This window comes from Burkholderia sp. Z1 (genome assembly GCF_014893795.1).
Classification (GTDB): domain Bacteria; phylum Pseudomonadota; class Gammaproteobacteria; order Burkholderiales; family Burkholderiaceae; genus Burkholderia; species Burkholderia theae.
Genome location: NZ_JACFYL010000003.1, coordinates 985,022 through 1,002,159, shown reverse-complemented (window position 1 = coordinate 1,002,159; position 17,138 = coordinate 985,022). Strand labels below are relative to the sequence as shown.

Sequence of the window (17,138 nt, the reverse complement as noted above, 5' to 3'; positions counted from 1 at the left end):
GCGGGGCTGACCATCGGGTCCGGCAGCGCCGCTGCACCTCGGCCCGGGCCGCTGCCTGCCGCGACGCCGGCAATGCAACGCGCCGTGTCCGTTTCCGTCCACGACGACACGACGCCGTGCGTACTGGCGCTGAACGCGCGGTTCGACAGCCTCCTGCTGAAGGACAAACCCGCGCAGATTCGCAGCCTTTGCCGGCAGGAAGCCGAGGCCGGCAACCTGACGGCCCGCGCGCTTTACGGGCAGATGGTGCTGCATGGCTACGCGGCGCGACCGGACCTGAAACGCGGGATGACGATCCTCGAATCGGCGGCGAGCGACGGTTCGACGCTGGCCAAGCGCACACTCGGCTATGTCTACTTCGATGGCGTCGCGCTGCCACGCAACTATGCGACGGCATACGCTTGGTTCGCGTCAGCGGCGCGCGACGGCGACACAGCATCGGCCAACCAGCTCGGCGGGATGAGCGCGGACGGCGACGGGCAACCGGCCGACAATGCGGCCGCCTACCGGTACTTCGTGAGGGCCGCCGAGGGCGGGTCGGCAGCGGGCGCGGCGAACGCGGGGAAATTCGCGTTGGCCGGGCGCGGGGTCGCGCGCGACCCGGTGGTCGCGGCGGCGTGGCTGTCGCGCGCCGCGGCGGGTGGCCAGGCGGACGGGCAGTTCGCGCTCGGCCTGATGCTGATCCGGGGCGACGGCGTGCCGCGCGATGTCGAACAGGGGACGAAGTGGCTGCGCGCCGCGGCGGACCAGAACCACACCGAAGCGCAAGCAGTGCTGGGTAATCTCTATCTCGCGGGCATCGGCGTGCCGCGCGACGCGCATCGCGGCTTCGGCCTGATTTCGGCCGCGGCGCGTGCCGGCTCGACGTACGCGCAGCGCAGGCTCGGCGAGCTGTATGGAAGCGGGACGGGCGTGCCGCGCGACGACGCGAAGGCGCGCGACTGGTACCGCAAAGCGGCGCTCGCCGGCGATGCACGGGCGCGTTACGCACTGGCAAACCTCTATCTGTTCGGCCGTGGTGGTCCGGTCGACAAAGAGGCCGCGTTGGGATGGATGCAGGGCGCGGCCGACGATGGGCTAGCGGTCGCGCAGAACGATCTCGGCGCAATGCTGCACAACGGCCTGGGGACGCAGCCGGATTCAGTCGCCGCCAAACCGTGGTTCGAAAAAGCCGATGCGCAGGGCAACGGCGCCGCGGCGGCCAATCTCGCGCGTTACGCGGCACGCGGCGACGGTGAGCCGGTGGATCTGCGCAAGGCCTTTCGGCTGGCCACGCGCGGCGCGGATCGCGGTGACGAAGCGTCCGCACTGATGGCTGCCAACATGGCATGGCGCGGAGAAGGCACGAGCGTCGACCGGACGCAGGCGATGCAGTGGTTCCGGTTTGCCGCGGACCACGGCAACCTCGAGGCGGCGCGATGGGTCGGCTATCAGTATCTGACGGGTACCGCCGGCGTGCCGCGCGACGAGCAGACGGGATTGCGCTACCTGAAGCAGGCCGCCGACGCCGGCGATCCGGCTGCCGGCGTATCGGCCGGGTTCTACCTGAGCGAGCACCACACGTCGTTCGCGGGCAGGACGGGGCTTCAATGGCTGGAGGACCTCGCGAGCCGCAAGGTGCCCGCCGCGTATTCGGCGCTGGGCACGGTGTATTGGCGTGGGCAGTCGGGCGGTCCGCAGCCGGCGATCGCATTCGACTGGTTTTCGCGCGGGGCGAAGCTGGGCGACGCTGCATCGCAGGCGATGCTATGCACGATGTATCTGGATGGAAATGGCACGCCGCGCCGTCCGGCCGAGGCTGCGCGCTGGTGCCGCACGGCCGCCGGCAGCAATGTCGGTGCGATGCGTGTCCTTGCGTCGGCCGATAGCGGCCTCGTTGCCGCGGACGAGCGGGCGTACTGGCAATGGAAACTCGCGGATCGCGGCGAGCCGGCGTACCAGTCGTCACTTGGCGATGCGTACGATCTGGGCGACGGCGTCCCGGTGGACTTCGATGCGGCGACGTACTGGTTTCGCCGGGCGGCCGAGCAGGGGAACGTGTCGGCGCAAGGCTCGCTCGCGTGGCATCTGTCGACCGGACTCGGCGGTCGCACCGACGACTACGAAGCGTTCGCGTGGGCACTGCGTGCCGCGCCGACGAGCACCGAGGCGAAGCGGATGGTGGGCATCGCCTATCTGCACGGCCGCGGCGTCGCGCGTGATCCGAAGGAAGCGTCCACGTGGCTCACCAGTGCGGCTGCTGCCGGATCGCAGTGGGCGGAAAGCGATCTTGCGCTGATGTACGAAACGGGCGACGGCGTGCCCCGCGACGAAACGGTCGCGATGGACTGGCATCGCCGCGCGGCGCGACGTGGCTCGGCGGTATCCGAGATCGCGCTTGCGCTGCGCAGCCTCGCGCCGGCAATGGACACCGGGATTTCGGCCGGAGAGAAACGCTGGCTGGTGCCGGCCGATCCGGCTGCCACGCTATGGAGCGATTCGCCCGTCAGCGCGGCCGCGGCTGCCAATCGCCAGTGGGACGGGCTGTCGAGCCTGAACGAGGCGCTGCTCGGGGATCCGTTCATGCAGTATGCGGTCGGCATGCGGTTCCTGACCGGCAACGGACTGCCAAGAGACAGGGCCCTTGGCGCAGCTTGGATCGCGCGTTCGCGTGCGAGTTTCGACGCCTTGCCCGGTCTGGAGAGGTATGGCGCTGCTGCGGCACTCGTCGAGGCGCGAATCGCTCAGCGGCTTGATGACGGGGAAAAACAGCGTGCCGCCGATATTGCCGGGAATCTGATCTCGACGTTACCGTGAACATGGCTGGCTGCAGTGAACCGGATGATGTGTCCGGGAGAACGGGGTGTTTTTTCGAATGAAATGGTGCGGCACCGGGCGCCATCGAGGCGCCCGGTGCCGATCCGACGCACGCGCCGATCAGGTCTGGATCGTGTTCATCACGTTGGCCGGCGTGATGAGATCGAACACTACGGTTTCGGGAATCGCGGTGGCGCTGGTACCGGTCAGGCAGACCCTCGCCGCACTGCTGATCGACCTCGGCCGATACGACCACGCGATCGACACGCTCCACGCGTCGCTCGGCGGCGACGACCCGAATCGCAACCTGTACATGAATTTCAAAGGCAACGGCTGGGCGTATTTCGGACTGACGCAGGCGTATGAACGCAAGGGGATCGAGAACCTGACGCCCGACCAACGGAGGGACTACGACAGCGCACGGAAGCGGCTCGCCGAATACTGTCCGCCGGGCAGTGACGCATGCGCGTTGTCGCTCGACCGGATGTAGGCGAGACGTGCCGGCCGGGCGAATTGTTTCGCAAATCGATTTTAATATTCAAATAATTAAACTAATCAACACTGAATTGTTTCGTATTGATTAAATTGACTTTACAATATGTAATGTTATATCTTGATTGCCCAAAAACAATCGAGAGAAAACAAAGTGGCAATAAACGACGTGCTTCAAAAAAGCCGCCGCTGGTCGGCCATCGTCGCGTGGTCGGTATTCGCCGGACTGGTCGGCACCGCGTCGGCCAATACCGAGCCGGCGCAGCCGACGCAACCCAAGCAGGCGCGCATGCCTCGCGTGCCGCAGAATCTGCCCGTGTCGCCCGAGCAGGCGCAGTACAACCTGCCGCTCAGCGAGCAGGATCGCGCGGCGCTGACCAAGCCTTCGCAGCTCAAGCAGCCGGCCACGCGCAGCAAGCGCAGCACGTCGGGCGTCGATTGCCGCGACATGTCGGTAATGACCCAGTATCGCGGCGCGGCACTCGCCGATTACATCGCGAATCTTCCCGATTACGAATGCCATTACGGCCTGTTCTCGGTCGATAAAGCGCAGGCCACACAGATCTTCAATGCCGAAAACGTGCACGCTGTCGCGAGTCGTTTCGTGCAGGAAATCTATCAATACGATGCGAGCAATTTGATCCTGGTCAATTTGCTGATTTATCTGCGTGCCGCTTATTACCAATATGATGTATCGGGCATCGCGAACCCGATTCCGAATCTCGCGGTGTCGCTGCGCCCGTATATCAAGCAAAGCCTGGAGGGCGATGCGCTCTATCGCGACAATTCACGTGCGCCGAGCACCGCGAACGAGCTGATGAAGCTCATCACGAACATGCGGGACGAAGCGTACTACCTGCCGACGCTGAAGAACCGCATCGCGTCCTACACCGTGAGCGCGGCGAATCCTCAGGCGGCGGCGCCGCTGCTGCAGCGCAGTGCGGCAGGCGGCTTCACCGGCTTGCTCACGGTGTTCTTCTACGCGCACCAGCGCAGCGGCGCGCAGCCGATGCTCGACAGCGACGTGACGCTCCCGGAGACGCTCAACCGCTTCGTCACCGCGAACCGCGCGAGCCTGTCGAACACGAGCGCCGCCTATCAGCTGGCCGACGCGGCGCGCGAAACGTTTCGCTTCCTCCGCTATCCGACGCAGAAGCCGCGCGTGAAGAAAATGATCCAGGACCTGCTCGCGTCGACGAGCATGACGGGCGCGGACAGCGATCTCTGGCTCGCGGCGGCGGAAGCGGTCGACTACGGCGATCCGGGCAACTGCGCGGACTACGGCACCTGCGACTACAAGAAGCGGCTGGCCGACGCGGTGCTCTCGAATCGCTACGCATGCAATGCGGGCGTGCGCATTCTCGCGCAGGACATGACGATGCCGCAGCTGCAGTCGGTCTGCACGGCGGTCGCGCGGCAGGACGACTACTTCCACCGGATGATGAAGACCGGGCGCAAGCCGGTCGCGGGCGATCGCAACGACACGATCGAACTCGTCATTTTCGATGACTACGCGAACTATCGAAAATACGCGTCGGTGATCTACGGCATCAGCACCGACAACGGCGGCATGTATCTCGAGGGCGATCCGTCCGCGCCCGGCAACCAGGCGCGCTTCATCGCGCACGAGGCATCGTGGCTGCGGCCCGAGTTCAAGGTGTGGAACCTCGAGCACGAGTTCACGCACTATCTCGACGGCCGCTACGACATGGCGGGCGACTTCTCGGTGAGCACCGCGAAGCCGACCGTGTGGTGGATCGAAGGCGTCGCCGAGTATCTGTCGAGAAAGAACGACAACCAGGAGTCGATCGACGCGGTGCGCACGGGCGCGTACCGGTTCTCGGACGTGCTCGGCACGCGTTACTCGTCGAGTGACTACGTCACGCGCGCGTACCGGTGGGGCTACATGGCGACGCGCTTCATGTTCGAGCGCCATCGCGCGGACGTCGACACGATCGTGTCGCGCTTCCGGGTGGGCGATTACGACGGCTACGCAAACCATGTCGCGTACATCGGCACTCGCTACGACACCGAGTTCGCCGACTGGGCGCGCAGCGCGACGACGGCGGGCGAGCCGACGGTGCCGGCGAAGCGCTGACCGGCACGGGCCGGCGCCGCGTGATCGGGCGCCGGCCACCGTGGCGCCCGACGCACCCGAGCAGGGAGCAGGGAGCAGGAAGCAGGAAGCGGCCCTCGAACGGAAGTTCGAGGGCCGCGTCGCGTCGACATGACGCGACGCCACCGCGCTAGCGATCCGTGCCGATGTCGGCAACGTAGTTTGCGATACTGAAGAATCGATAGTCGCTCAGCAGATCCGGCGCCGGGAACCCCTCCGGATGAATCCGCCCGTAAATCGGGCTATCGGGGCGCAGGCCGGCCAGCGTCAACGCGAGCGTGAATTCGTTGAACGGCGCCATGAACTGACGCGACACGAAATGCATGCCCCAGTTGAACACCGACGGCAGCTGCTCGGTGCGCAACCACGTGTCCGGCCCGCCCGGCGCACGCGCGCACAGATTCTCCGCCCACGGGCTATGTCCTTCCACGATCAAAAAGCCATGCTTCGCGTGGCGCTTCCAGCGGGTCAGGAAATCGATGAGATCCGCAGCCGCCACGTAACCGGGAACAAGGCCTTCCGCGTCGCTATACGCCACCTTGAACGCTCGCTTGATCTGGTCGAGCGTGATCGGCAACTCGGCCTGATCCGATACCGTCAGGGCGCCCGCATAGTACTGATCGATCACCGCGCGCAGGCGTGCTCGATCGACGGTGCGGAGATGGCGCTCGAGGATCGCTTCGGCGGCGTCCTTGCGCCGGATGCTCAACCGGCGGTTGTGGACCAGGAACATGAAGGTATGCAGCAGGTCGCTCAGCCGCGCCGGGCGCACGCTGCCGTCCGGCTGCGCGACGGTCAGGCCGCTTTCGGCGACGGCTTCGTCGTAGCGGTCGGGCTGGGAAATGTCGGCGGCGATCACGCGCACCTGCACGCCGGGGATGTCCTTCAGCGCAGACAGCGTGGCGGCGGCGCGGCCGCGCGCGGATTCGTTGTAGTCCGCGCCGATCACGAGCAGCGGATGGGTCGCGAGGTGCCGGCCGCGCCGCGTCGACGTAACGACGTATTCCGCGAGACGCTTCAGCGCGCTGCCGTCGCCGCAGCCCATGTCGGCGATGCCGGCCGGCTGGCGGTCCAGCAGCGTGTCGTCGAACAGCGTGCGCAGGATTTTCGTCGTGATTTCCTGCGACGCGGGCCCGGACCCGGCGCCGCTCGACGCATACACGTTCATTACGCGATCGATGTGGCCGTCGCTATCGATATCGAGCGGATCGGGATTGCGGAACAGGAGTTCGTCGAGCAGCGCATACGAACGCAGATAGGACGCGGGCAACCCCGCGTAAGGGGCGGCAATCGGTCGATGAATCCGGCCCGACTCGGTGAGGCGCACCTTTTCGCGATCGATTTCCGCCATGCCGAACTTGCACATCAGCGCCCATGCCGCGTGCAGCACGACAGGATCAGCCTGCGTCCACGCGCCGACCGCGACCCCGTCGGGCTGCGCGTCGAGCTTGCCGAGGATGCCGGGCGCCGACTGCGAATACTGGCCATCCGGCTGCCTGTCGAACACCGGCATATCGAGCGCGACCCAGGTCGGGCCGAGCAGCAGGCCGTCCATCGCCGTGCGCAGCTGTCCGTTCACCTGGCGCTCCAGATCGGTGGCCGGGAGCGGAAGCTCCGGCCAACCCGCCACGCAGATCCGCGCGAGCTGCGCATACAGCACGCTGTCGTTGGCCGCCACGCGCGTTCGATGACACAGGGCGTGCAGATGCTGGAGCACCGACGTGGCATTCGCCAGTTGCTCGAACAGCGGCCGGGTGCGCTCGACGCACGCGACGACATATTCACCGGCCGGGGTGAGCGCATATTCGGCGTCTTCGTCGCCGCGGTCGAGGGTCAGCCAGCCGGCCAGGCTCAACAGGTTGAGGGCGCCCCACAGCACCCCCAGGTTACGGGTCGGGTCGGGCTGGCGGGATTCCGCGAACGCGCGCATCGCGCGGGGCGCGCCGGCCCGCAGGCCGCGGAACGCGCCGGCAAACACCAGGCGCGCCAGCGTCGGCACCAGCACGATGCCGTTCGCCCAGTTGCAACTGCGCGTATAGGCCATCACGCGCTGAGCGTCGTGTCGGCCGATGCGCAGCGTGGCCGCATGCGTGTGTTGCTCGAGCTTGACCGGCAGTTCCATGTCGAGCACCTCGACGCCGATCGCGGTACCGGCCGACAGGCCGAGCAAGGTGCGCGTTTCGTCGGGATAGGCGTGGAGATAGTGTTCGAGTTGTCGGGCCAGCGCGGCGGTGGAATCACCAAGGTCGAATCGGGCGTGCATGTTGGACGGTCTCACAGGATCGAAGGTTGGGCTGCAATGGGTGAAGATGCATCCGGATCGGCGTGCGCGACGGCAACCGCCGGCGCGGCGCCGTGCGTCCGGGGCGCGAGATGGGCGGCCAGCGCGCGAATGGACGGGTAATCCCAGACCGCGGACGGATCGACGGTCACGCTGAACGCCTCGCTGAATACGAGCGTCATTTCGACGGCGAGGATCGAATCGAAGCCGATCTCGGCAAAGGTCGACTCGCGCGTCAAGCGAAGCTTGCGGTGCTTGAGGCGTTCGCCCAGCCACGCGATGAGCCATTGTTCGACGGCATGAACCTGCTGGCGATCGAGCAGGCTCGCCGGTTCGCTCACGATCGGGGCTGAGGCCGAACCGGCGTCTTCGCCGGCTGGCGCGTCGGGCGCGCGGGAGACCGGACGCGCGTCGGCATGGGCGTCCAGCAACGGATCGACGAGCTGGCTTGCGCCCGGGACCGTTTGCTCGATCGCACCGATCTCGAACCCGGTGCGCGCTGCCCAGTCGTTCAACTCCACCGACGTGGACAGCGCCGAGCGCAGGCCGACCTGCCGTTGCGCGGCCTCGATCGCGCGTTCGTACTGGCTCTGCACCCAGCGCAGCGCGCCGTCGCCGATGCGCTGCTGCGCAGCCGCGCGTTCGATCACCGCCAGCAGCAAGCCCCATTGCGCGACCGTGCCGAGCCAGTAATTGACCCAGACGGCGGCATGCGCGGCGCCACCGAGTTTCGACGCGTTGGCGAGCCCGTCTTGCGCGAGCTGTGCGCCCAGCTCGCGCAGCTCCGTGGCCAGTACGCCGGCGCCCAGCGCATGCTCCAGATAGCGCAGCAGATCGTCGCTCCCGTTGAGCAGACGGCTGCCCAGGTGAACCAGCAGCGTTTCGGTCGGCCCCTCGAAGATGCGGGTCAGGCGCGCGTCGCGGAAGATCTGCGGTGCCAGGTTGGTCTCGATATAACCGCGGCCGCCCAGGAACTGCATCATCTCGTCGGCGGATTGCGACAGCAGCTCGGAGCCGAGAATCTTCGAAATCAGCAGGCAGTCTTCAGGCAGCGAGACGCCGAGATCCAGCTCGGTGGCGAGGTGCTCGACCAGTGCGTTGAGCCCGTCGATGCGATCCCGCAACTCGCCCAGACGCAGGCGGCTCAGCGGGTTGTCCAGCAGGAGGCCGGTGCCGACCTGGCGCCGCGCCCCGTAACGATGCATCAGCTGCGCACAGCGTTTCATCCCGCCCACGCAGACGGCCGCGATGCCGAGGCGCGCAATGTTCATCGCGTGCTGGGCCACGCACATCCCTTGCCCGATGTCGCCGAGCCGGTATGCGTCGCTGATGTGTGCCCGATCCAGATGCAGCGAATTCTGGATCATGCCGCGCACGCCCATCGTCAGCTCCTCGGCGCCGATCCGCACGCCTGGTGTGCCGGGGCGCACCGCCAAGCCGACCATTCCCGCGCCGTCGGCCTGCTTCGCGAACACGTTGATGATCCCCGCCCATGCGGACGAGCCGCTCCAGCTCTTGTTGCCCGTGACCAGCCAGTCGCCGGACTCGATGCGCTGCGCGCGGGACGCGATCGCGCGCACATGCGAGCCCGCGGCCGGCTCCGTGATCGCGAATGCGGCGAGCATCCGGCCGCTCGCGAGGCTCGGCAGCAATTCCTCGCGCAACGGCGGCTGCGCATGCTGCATGATCGGCAGGATCCCGAGCGTGTTGTTCAAGGTGACGAAGAAAGCCAGCGTCGAATCGATCGCGGCCAGTTGCGCCAACACGCGCGACATGTCGCGCTGGCCGAAGCCGAGGCCGCCATGCGAACGGTCGATCGGCATGCCGAGCAGGCCCCGGTTCCCGAAATCGAGCACGATGTGCGGCGGAATGGTGCGGCGCTCGTCGATGGTGCGCGAATCGATCCGCGTGCGGGCGTAGTGCCTGAGCCAGTCGTTCAGTTCGTCGACGGTGGCACTGGCATCGCGCCGGCGATCGTTGGCCGCCGGTTTGTCGGCCACCGCTGCCGGGCGCGCGGGCTGCCGGCGATCGGGTGCGGGCGCATCGACGCCGCCCTCGACGTCCCACTGCGCGAGAATCGTCAGCGCGCCGTCGTGCAGCTGCGTACGGCACGTGCTGCGGCGCACCTTGCCGCTCGACGTTTTCGGTACGCTGCCGGGCGACACCAGCACGATCGCGCTCGGGCCGATGTCGAGGCGGTTCCAGATCGCCTGGCGAATCGCGTCGATGAAGCTGTCGAGATTGCCCTTGCGCTGCGTGCGCTCGACTTCCGCCACGACGATCAGGCGCTCCGCGTCGACCTGGTCGTCCATGAAGGCCGCGCAACCGTTCGGCACGAGTTCCGGCACGCCGACGATCAGCGCGTACTCGATGTCTTCCGAGTAGTAGTTGCGGCCGGCGAGAATCACCATGTCCTTGAGCCGGCCGGTGACATACAGTTCGTTATCCAGAATGAAGCCGAGATCGCCGGTGCGCATGAATGCCTGATCCCGGTCGCCGGCCAGCGTGTGCCGGAAGGTCGAATGCGTCTGCTCGTCCAGACGCCAGTAGCCGGCGGCGATGCTGGGGCCGGCCACGCAGATTTCGCCGATGGTCCGATCGTCGCAACGCGCATTGGTCTCCAGGTCGCGCACGATCACCTGTTGTTCGCCGTCGGTGCGGCCCACGCCGACAAGGACCCGCTCGCCCGGGCGGTCCAGCGGCTGCGGCGACACGCCCTGGAACTCGCTGCGCAGCACCACGGATTGCCGCTGGAGCGCGGCCTGATCGACGCACAGCGTGCGGATCGGATGCCGCTCCGTGCGGCCGGCGACGTACAGCGTGCCCTCCGCCAGCCCGTAGCACGGCAGGAAACCGTCGGCGGCGAAGCCCGCGGCGGCGAAGCGCTGCGAAAAATCCGTCAGGGTGCTGGCGCGCACCGACTCGGCGCCGTTGTAGGCGACCCGCAGGCACGACAGGTCGAGCGTCGCCAGCTGTTCGTCGGAGATCCGCCGGCAGCACATCCGGTACGCGAAATCCGGCGCGCCCGTCAGGTCCGCGCGGTACTGGCTGATCGCACGCAACCACAGGTACGGATGCTGGATGAAGCGTTCCGGGGCCATCAGCACGCTCCGGAAGCCGCCGTAGAGCGACGTCAGGATCACGCTGATCAGGCCCATGTCGTGGTACGGCGGCAGCCAGCTGACGATCGTGCTTTGCTCGTCATAGGCGAGCCATTCGCGCATCAGCCCCAGGTTGTGCATCAGGTTGCCGTGCGACACCATCACGCCCTTGGGGCTGCCGGTGGTTCCCGACGTGTATTGCAGAAAGGCGATGTGGGACGGCTGTACGTCGGCGGGCGCATCGACGGGTTCCAGCACCTGCGCGCCGCCGACGTCGAGCAGCGTGCTGCCGGACGCGTCGGTATCGGCGAGCCAGGTCGTGCAGCGCGCGTGGTCATCGGCCGAGCACAGGATCGTGTTGGCGCCCGCGTTCTCGACGATGCCGGCGATCCGCACCATGTGCTGCCGGTTGCGCGGCGGGTAGGCGGGCACCGCAATGGCGCCCGCATACAGGCACCCCATGAAGGCGCTGACGTAATCGAGCCCCGGCCGGCACAGCAGCAGCACGCGGTCGCCGATCTCGACCGCGTTCTGCCGCAGTAGCGCGGCGACCTGGCGGGCGCGTGCGTCGAGCGCCGCGAAGGTCATCGATTCGGCCTGTTCCTGCTCGGGCGGCCCGCTCAGGAACACGTAGGCGGTTTTGTCGCCGAGGGTGGCGGCGCGGTTCTGAAGCAATTCGCTGAGCGTGGTCGGCAAGGTCGCAGTGGTCATGATGTCGTCGGAAGAGGAATGAAAACAGCGAGCAGCGGCCCGACGCCGGGCGGCGCCCATGCGTTGCTGCGGCGGGAATCCGAAGGAAGCTATTCGGCGCGATGGAACAGATCGATCATGTGCATCATGCTTTTGAGATGCAGGAAATGCGGCACCACCTTTTCGCTTCTTGCCGCGTAACGGGCAGTCCAGTGGTGGGCTAGTTCCTGCGTGGCGGCGGCGTTGCCGCGAACCGCGCGCGCGTCGGCCTCGCGTGCATCGAGGCACGCGCGCGCATGCCGCGCGGCCGATTGGGCGAGCGCACCGGCGAGGATGCCGTGGTGCCCCAATGCAAGCCGCGGCGCGTGCAGCTGCTCGATGACCCCCAGCGAGTGCCGATACGCAAACAGATCCTGAAAGACCAGCGGCAGCCAGTGGCTGGCGCCGTGAAACTCGCCGAGCGCATCCGATACGAAACCGATGTCCAGCTGCGGGCAGTAGTAGCCGAACTGGCAACGGCTGTGGCCCGGCAGCGCGATCGTGCGAATCTGCATCCCGCCGCCGATGTCGAGCTGCGTGCCGGGATTGACCGGGTAGAACGGCAGGTCGGACAGCTCGGTGAAGTCGACACCGACGGCGGGTTCCCACGACCGTGACGCGTGCGCGTCGAGCTGACGGATGGTGCGGCAGGCCGACGGGCTCTGGAACGCATCGAACGCGTCGGGCGAACCGGATACATGGAGCCACGGCATGCGCGACTTGAGCGTCATCAGCAGGCTGCAATGGTCATAGTGCGAGTGGGTGATCAGCCAGTAGCGCAAATGCCGGATGCCGCCGAAGTCCCGCAGCAGATCGTGAAGCTGCTGCCACACGAGTTCCGTCATGCCGCTCAGGCCGCCCTCGATCAGCGTCGCGGCCTCGTCGTTGACGATCACGTACAGCGGCACGTCAGCCGTGCCGATGAGGGCCAGCCGCGGCTCGATCCACCCCGGGGTAGCGTTCAGCATGTCGTTCAGCTCCGATAGAGCGCACAGGCCCAGGTCGCGCCCGCGCCGTAGGTCACGAAGAGGTTGAGCTGCCCGACCGGCATGCGGCCTTGCTCGCGTGCGAGGGCGAGCGCGACCGGAAACGCCGCGCTTGCCATGTTGCCCAGCTGATCGACGGAGATCATGCAGCGCTCGCGGGGCAGCCCAAGCCGCTCGATGACCGCGTCGAGGATGCGCAGGTTCGGCTGGTGCGGCACGACCAGGCCGATATCGCCGATCGTCAGCCGGTGCTTGTCGAGCATCTGCCGGCACGCGTCGACGATGCGCCGCGTGGCGTCTTCGAACATGGGCCCGCCTTTCATCCGGAAGTAATGCCGGCCGGCCGCGAGGTCGTCTTCGTCGATGAAGCGCGGGCGTCGCGCGCCGGGCGCTTCGGTGCTGAGCAGGTCGAACTGGGTGCCGTCGGCGCCGAGCGTCAGGTCGATCAGCCCGTGTGCCGGGTGGTCCGTCGCTTGCAGCAGCAGCGCGGCGGCGCCGTCGCTCAGCAGGATCGACAGATTGCGGCCGGCATTGCTGGTGTCGATCCGCCGCGACAGCGCTTCGGCGCAGATCAGCAGCACGTTGCGATACAGGCCGCTCGCGAGGAAATGGCGCGCGATCTCGACCCCGTAGAGCCCGCCGCTGCATTGCGCGCGGATATCGAAGCACGGGATCTCCCGCAATCCGAGCCGGGGCTGGATGTAGCACGCCTGCGACGGATCGTGATGATCCGGCGACAGCGTATTGACGATCAGCAGATCGACGTCGTGCGCGGTGACGCCGGCGTCGGCCATCGCCCGTTCCGCGGCCGGGCACGCGAGATCCGCCAGATGCTGATCGGGGGCGAGATAGCGTCGCGCGACGACGCCGGTTCGTTCGCGAATGAACGCGTCGCTGGTGTCGATCATGCCGGCAACTTCGTCGTTGCTGACGATCCGGTCCGGCAGCGCGTGTCCCATCCCGGCGATAACGAGTCTGGTGGTCATGCCTGAACCTCCTGCTCGGTGACGGCGGCGACGGTTTCGCCCGCATCGGTCACGACGGTTTCGCCCCAGCGCCACAATTGCGCGCCGAAGCCCCAGCCGGCGCCTGCGCCGGCAATCACGACCAACGATCCCGGCCGGATCACGCCTTCGCGGATCGACTCGAACAATGCAAACGGCACGGCGGCCGACACGAGGCACGCACAATCGGCCACGCGAATCACGTATTGGTCGGGCTTGAGCCCGAGCCGCTGGGCCCATGCGCGCACGAGCAGCGCCGACGGCTGATGGAACACCATCGCATCGACGTCGGCGATGTTCGTTCCGCTCCGCTGCAACAGCCGCTCGACGATATCGGGAATGGCCACCGGCATGAAGCGCGAGATCGCCTCCTGCGCTTCGGGCTTGAGCGTGAAATACACGCCGAACGGGTTGTCGGCGTCGGTTGCCGCGTCGTCGTCTGCCGCGGCCCGGGCGTTGCGCCACTGCATCGTCACGAGGTCGTAGTGCGTTGCATCGCTGCGATACGCGGCATCCAGCCAGTCGGCACCGCCGGGATCGGCCGGCTCGGCGACGAGCACGGCCGCGGCCGCGCCATCGCCGAAGTTCGTCGACGATTTGCTGGAGTAGTCGACCACCGCCGACATGCGCTCCGACGAGCACACCAGCGCGCGCTTCACGCGTCCCTGCTTGATGAGGTTGGTGGCGAGCTGCAGTTGCAGCACGAAGCTCGCGCATTCCATCTCGACATCGGCATCGAGCGCGCGCGTGGCGCCGAGCCGGTCGCGCAGCGCGCGCGACAGCCGCGGCGCGAAACGGCGCCGGCCGTCGGCGAGCGACACGAACGGCGACGTCATGTTGAACAGCACCAGATCGAGTTCGGCGGCCTCCACGCCGGCACGGGCGAGTGCGTCGCGGGCCGTGCGCTCGGCCAGCGCAAGCTCGGATTCGCCGGCATCGGGATCGATCATGTAGCGCGATTCGATGCCCCAGAATTGCCACCATTCCGACGGAATGGGCTCGACGTCCGCGAACACGGGATCGTCGTTGGGGACCTGGCGTGCCGGCAGGCGGCACGCGAGACTTGCGATTCGGACGTTGTGCACCATCAGACCTCCATCGTGCTGCAGGCGATGCGCGGCCTGAACGGATCCAGCGTCATGGCGACCACCGACCGTTCATCCTCACGCAACGACATCGAATGTGCGACGCGGGACGCGAGCCACGCGGGCAGCTGGAACGGGTTCGGGATATCCGTCGAACCGGCGACGACATCGACGTGGAAATCGCGACCCACGCCGGTGGCGATCGATGGCCATCCGCTCAACCACGATTCGCAAAACAGCGTGGCGGCGCGATGGTCGATGCGGCTCTGCACCGCGTCGACCATCGCGCGCACCGCGCTGGCCGCATTGGCTGGTTCGGCGTCGAAGCGACCGGTTGCGTGATCGAACCGGCTCTCGAAGCGGGCCAGCGACAGGATGCCGTTCACGCGCCGGGCGGGCAGCGCGTCGAGCGTCGCGAACGGGGGCGAATCGAGGTCCGCGTAGCGGCTGGCATCAATGCGGTCCTGGCCGGCAGGCGTCAGGACGATCGCCCCCGCGCCGTCGGCGAAGCCGCTCGTGGCTACCTGTTCGACGTCCGCGAGCGCCTCCGCGCGAACGACGAGCGCGCGTCGATAGCCGAGCTGTTTGCAATGGCTTTGCGCGAGATCGAGTGCGAGCGTCCAGTCCGCGTCGAGCAGGTCGAACACGGCCGCATGTCGCGCACGCAGGTCGCGCTGCACCGAGTGCGCCAGCCGCGGCCCGGCGATCGTCGGCGCGTCCGCCATCCGGCTGGGGGAAATCGACAGGCTGACGATCAGATCCAGTTCCGACGGCAGGCAACCGGCTTGCTGCAGCGCCTGCCTGGCTGCCTTGATCGCGTAATCGTTGGCGCAGGATTGCGCGGTGATCGCGGGGTCCGGAATGGCCACCGCGGCGCCGAGAATTTTCATAGGGCGTGCTCGTTGAGGACTGCTTGATTCAGGGGATGCGTCACGCCATGACCCGCCTGCCGGAGCACGGCGCGCCGCAATTTGCCCGATTCGTTGCGTGGCAAACCGCTGGCGTGATAGGTCACGCGATGCGGACATTTGTACGGCGCAATCACGTTCTTGACGTGCTGCTGCAGCTGCGTCGTCAACGCGTCCGAGCCGCCGACGCCCGGTCGCAGCACCACATGCGCGCAGATGAGCGTGCCGCCCCATTCGTCGATCTGTCCGACGACGCCGCATTCGGCGATATCGGGATGGCGCAGCAGCGCCTGCTCCACTTCGCCGGGAGACACCGTGTAGCCGGAGCTGATGATCATGTCGTCCGCGCGCGCCTGATAGAACAGATAACCGTCCTCGTCCAGGTAGGCGCTGTCGCCTGTCAGGTTCCAGCCGTGCTTCACGTAGTCGCGTTGCCGCGCGTCATTCAGGTAGCGGCACCCGGTCGGCCCCTGCACGGCCAGATAGCCGATTTCGTAGGGCGGCAGGCATTGGCCGTGCTCGTCCAGGACCGCAAGGCGGTAACCGGGCACCGCCTTGCCGATTGCGCCGTCCTTCTCGCCGGTGTTGCCGGTCGACGCGAAGATATGCAGCATCTCGGTCGACCCGATGCCGTCGATCAGGTGCAGGCCGGTGCGCTCCCGCCATGCGTCGCGCGTCCAGGACGGGAGTGCCTCGCCCGCCGACACGCATTTGCGCAGGGACGACAGGTCATGCGTGTCGAGATGGTCGAGCATGGCCCGATAGGCAGCCGGCGCCGTAAACAGGATGCTGACCCGATGCCGGTCGATGGCGGCCAGCAACCGTTCCGGGCTCGCTTTCGGCAACAGCACGACGCTTGCGCCGACACTGATCGGAAACAGCAGCAGCGCGCCGAGGCCGAACGTGAACGCGAGCGGTGGCGACCCGCAGAAGACGTCATCGGCCGTGGGCCGGAGCACGTGCTGCGGAAAGCAGTGGCAGGCCGCCATCACGTCGCGATGAAAATGGACGGTGGCCTTCGGTTCCCCGGTCGTCCCCGACGTGAACGCGATGAGGCAGGGATCGTCCGCGCGCGTGTCGGCCGCCGCGAATACTGCTGAATAACCGCCGAGCCAGTGCGCGTGCGGATGCGTGTCATCCGTTTCGTAGTACCGAACGTCGCCGCGCCACTGAATGCGCGCCATCGCCGTGTCGAGCTCGGTCGACAGCCCGGCTTCGCAGATGACGTGCGTGACCCGGGCTCGCCCGATGATGGTCGACAGTTCTCCCGCGCGCAGCTTCGGCATCGTCGCGACGGCCACGCCGCCGGCCTTGACCACGCCGAACCACGCGGCGGCCAGCATCGGGTGATTGGCGCCGTGCAACAGCACTCTATTGCCGGCCACCAGGCCCGCATCGCGGACCAGCATGTTGGCGATCCGGTTGGCGGCATCGCGCAACTCGCGATACGACCACGTGATGCCCGACTCGGTCCTGATCGCAACGCGATCGCCCCAGCCCCGTTCCTCGACTGCGATATCCAGCAGCGCGGCGGCGCAATTGAGAAACGGCGGAAACTGCAGCCCCGGCAACTCGAAGACAAACGCCGGCCAATCTTCGGCAGGGGGCAGGTTCGCGCGGCAAAAGTCGTCCATCGTCAG

The 17,138-nt window shown here is 67.2% G+C and carries 10 protein-coding genes; 3 read left to right on the top strand and 7 right to left on the bottom strand.

All coding sequences use genetic code 11. The features are described from left to right. Positions 1 to 84: 84 nt before the first annotated feature. The 3 genes from H3H55_RS36550 to H3H55_RS36540 all read left to right on the top strand — a co-directional run bounded on the left by H3H55_RS36550 (position 85) and on the right by H3H55_RS36540 (position 5,386). Positions 85 to 2,796, top strand: coding sequence for a tetratricopeptide repeat protein (locus H3H55_RS36550; protein ID WP_319022361.1), 2,712 nt, complete (start codon positions 85 to 87; stop codon positions 2,794 to 2,796). Positions 2,797 to 2,953: 157 nt separating this feature from the next. Further along, positions 2,954 to 3,286, top strand: coding sequence for a hypothetical protein (locus H3H55_RS36545; RefSeq protein WP_226800706.1), 333 nt, complete (start codon positions 2,954 to 2,956; stop codon positions 3,284 to 3,286). Positions 3,287 to 3,457: 171 nt separating this feature from the next. Next, positions 3,458 to 5,386 (top strand): collagenase, encoded by a 1,929-nt coding sequence (locus H3H55_RS36540; protein ID WP_413464009.1) that lies wholly within the window; start codon positions 3,458 to 3,460, stop codon positions 5,384 to 5,386. A 148-nt stretch (positions 5,387 to 5,534) separates the two neighbouring features. Here the strand turns inward: H3H55_RS36540 and H3H55_RS36535 are convergent, their stop codons facing one another. The 7 genes from H3H55_RS36535 to H3H55_RS36505 form a co-directional block, all read right to left on the bottom strand. Beyond that, complete coding sequence (locus H3H55_RS36535) at positions 5,535 to 7,667, bottom strand: class I SAM-dependent methyltransferase (protein ID WP_193102976.1); 2,133 nt, start codon at positions 7,665 to 7,667, stop codon at positions 5,535 to 5,537. A gap of 11 nt (positions 7,668 to 7,678) precedes the next feature. Beyond that, positions 7,679 to 11,497 carry an AMP-binding protein gene (locus tag H3H55_RS36530; RefSeq protein WP_193103138.1) on the bottom strand — a complete coding sequence of 1,273 codons (3,819 nt, stop codon included), beginning with the start codon at positions 11,495 to 11,497 and terminating at the stop codon, positions 7,679 to 7,681. An 89-nt stretch (positions 11,498 to 11,586) separates the two neighbouring features. Further along, positions 11,587 to 12,483, bottom strand: coding sequence for an MBL fold metallo-hydrolase (locus tag H3H55_RS36525; protein WP_193102975.1), 897 nt, complete (start codon positions 12,481 to 12,483; stop codon positions 11,587 to 11,589). A 5-nt stretch (positions 12,484 to 12,488) separates the two neighbouring features. After that, a complete protein-coding gene (locus H3H55_RS36520; protein WP_193102974.1) occupies positions 12,489 to 13,487 on the bottom strand; it encodes a ketoacyl-ACP synthase III in 999 nt (332 codons plus the stop codon). After that, positions 13,484 to 14,593, bottom strand: a complete 1,110-nt coding sequence (locus H3H55_RS36515) for a 3-oxoacyl-ACP synthase III family protein (RefSeq protein ID WP_193102973.1) — start codon at positions 14,591 to 14,593, stop codon at positions 13,484 to 13,486. The genes H3H55_RS36520 and H3H55_RS36515 overlap by 4 nt, the downstream gene beginning before the upstream one ends. Continuing rightward, positions 14,593 to 15,480: a hypothetical protein gene (locus H3H55_RS36510; RefSeq protein WP_193102972.1), complete on the bottom strand. Its 888-nt coding sequence runs from the start codon at positions 15,478 to 15,480 to the stop codon at positions 14,593 to 14,595. The genes H3H55_RS36515 and H3H55_RS36510 overlap by 1 nt, the downstream gene beginning before the upstream one ends. Next, positions 15,477 to 17,132: an AMP-binding protein gene (locus H3H55_RS36505; protein WP_193103137.1), complete on the bottom strand. Its 1,656-nt coding sequence runs from the start codon at positions 17,130 to 17,132 to the stop codon at positions 15,477 to 15,479. The genes H3H55_RS36510 and H3H55_RS36505 overlap by 4 nt, the downstream gene beginning before the upstream one ends. Positions 17,133 to 17,138: the final 6 nt, after the last annotated feature.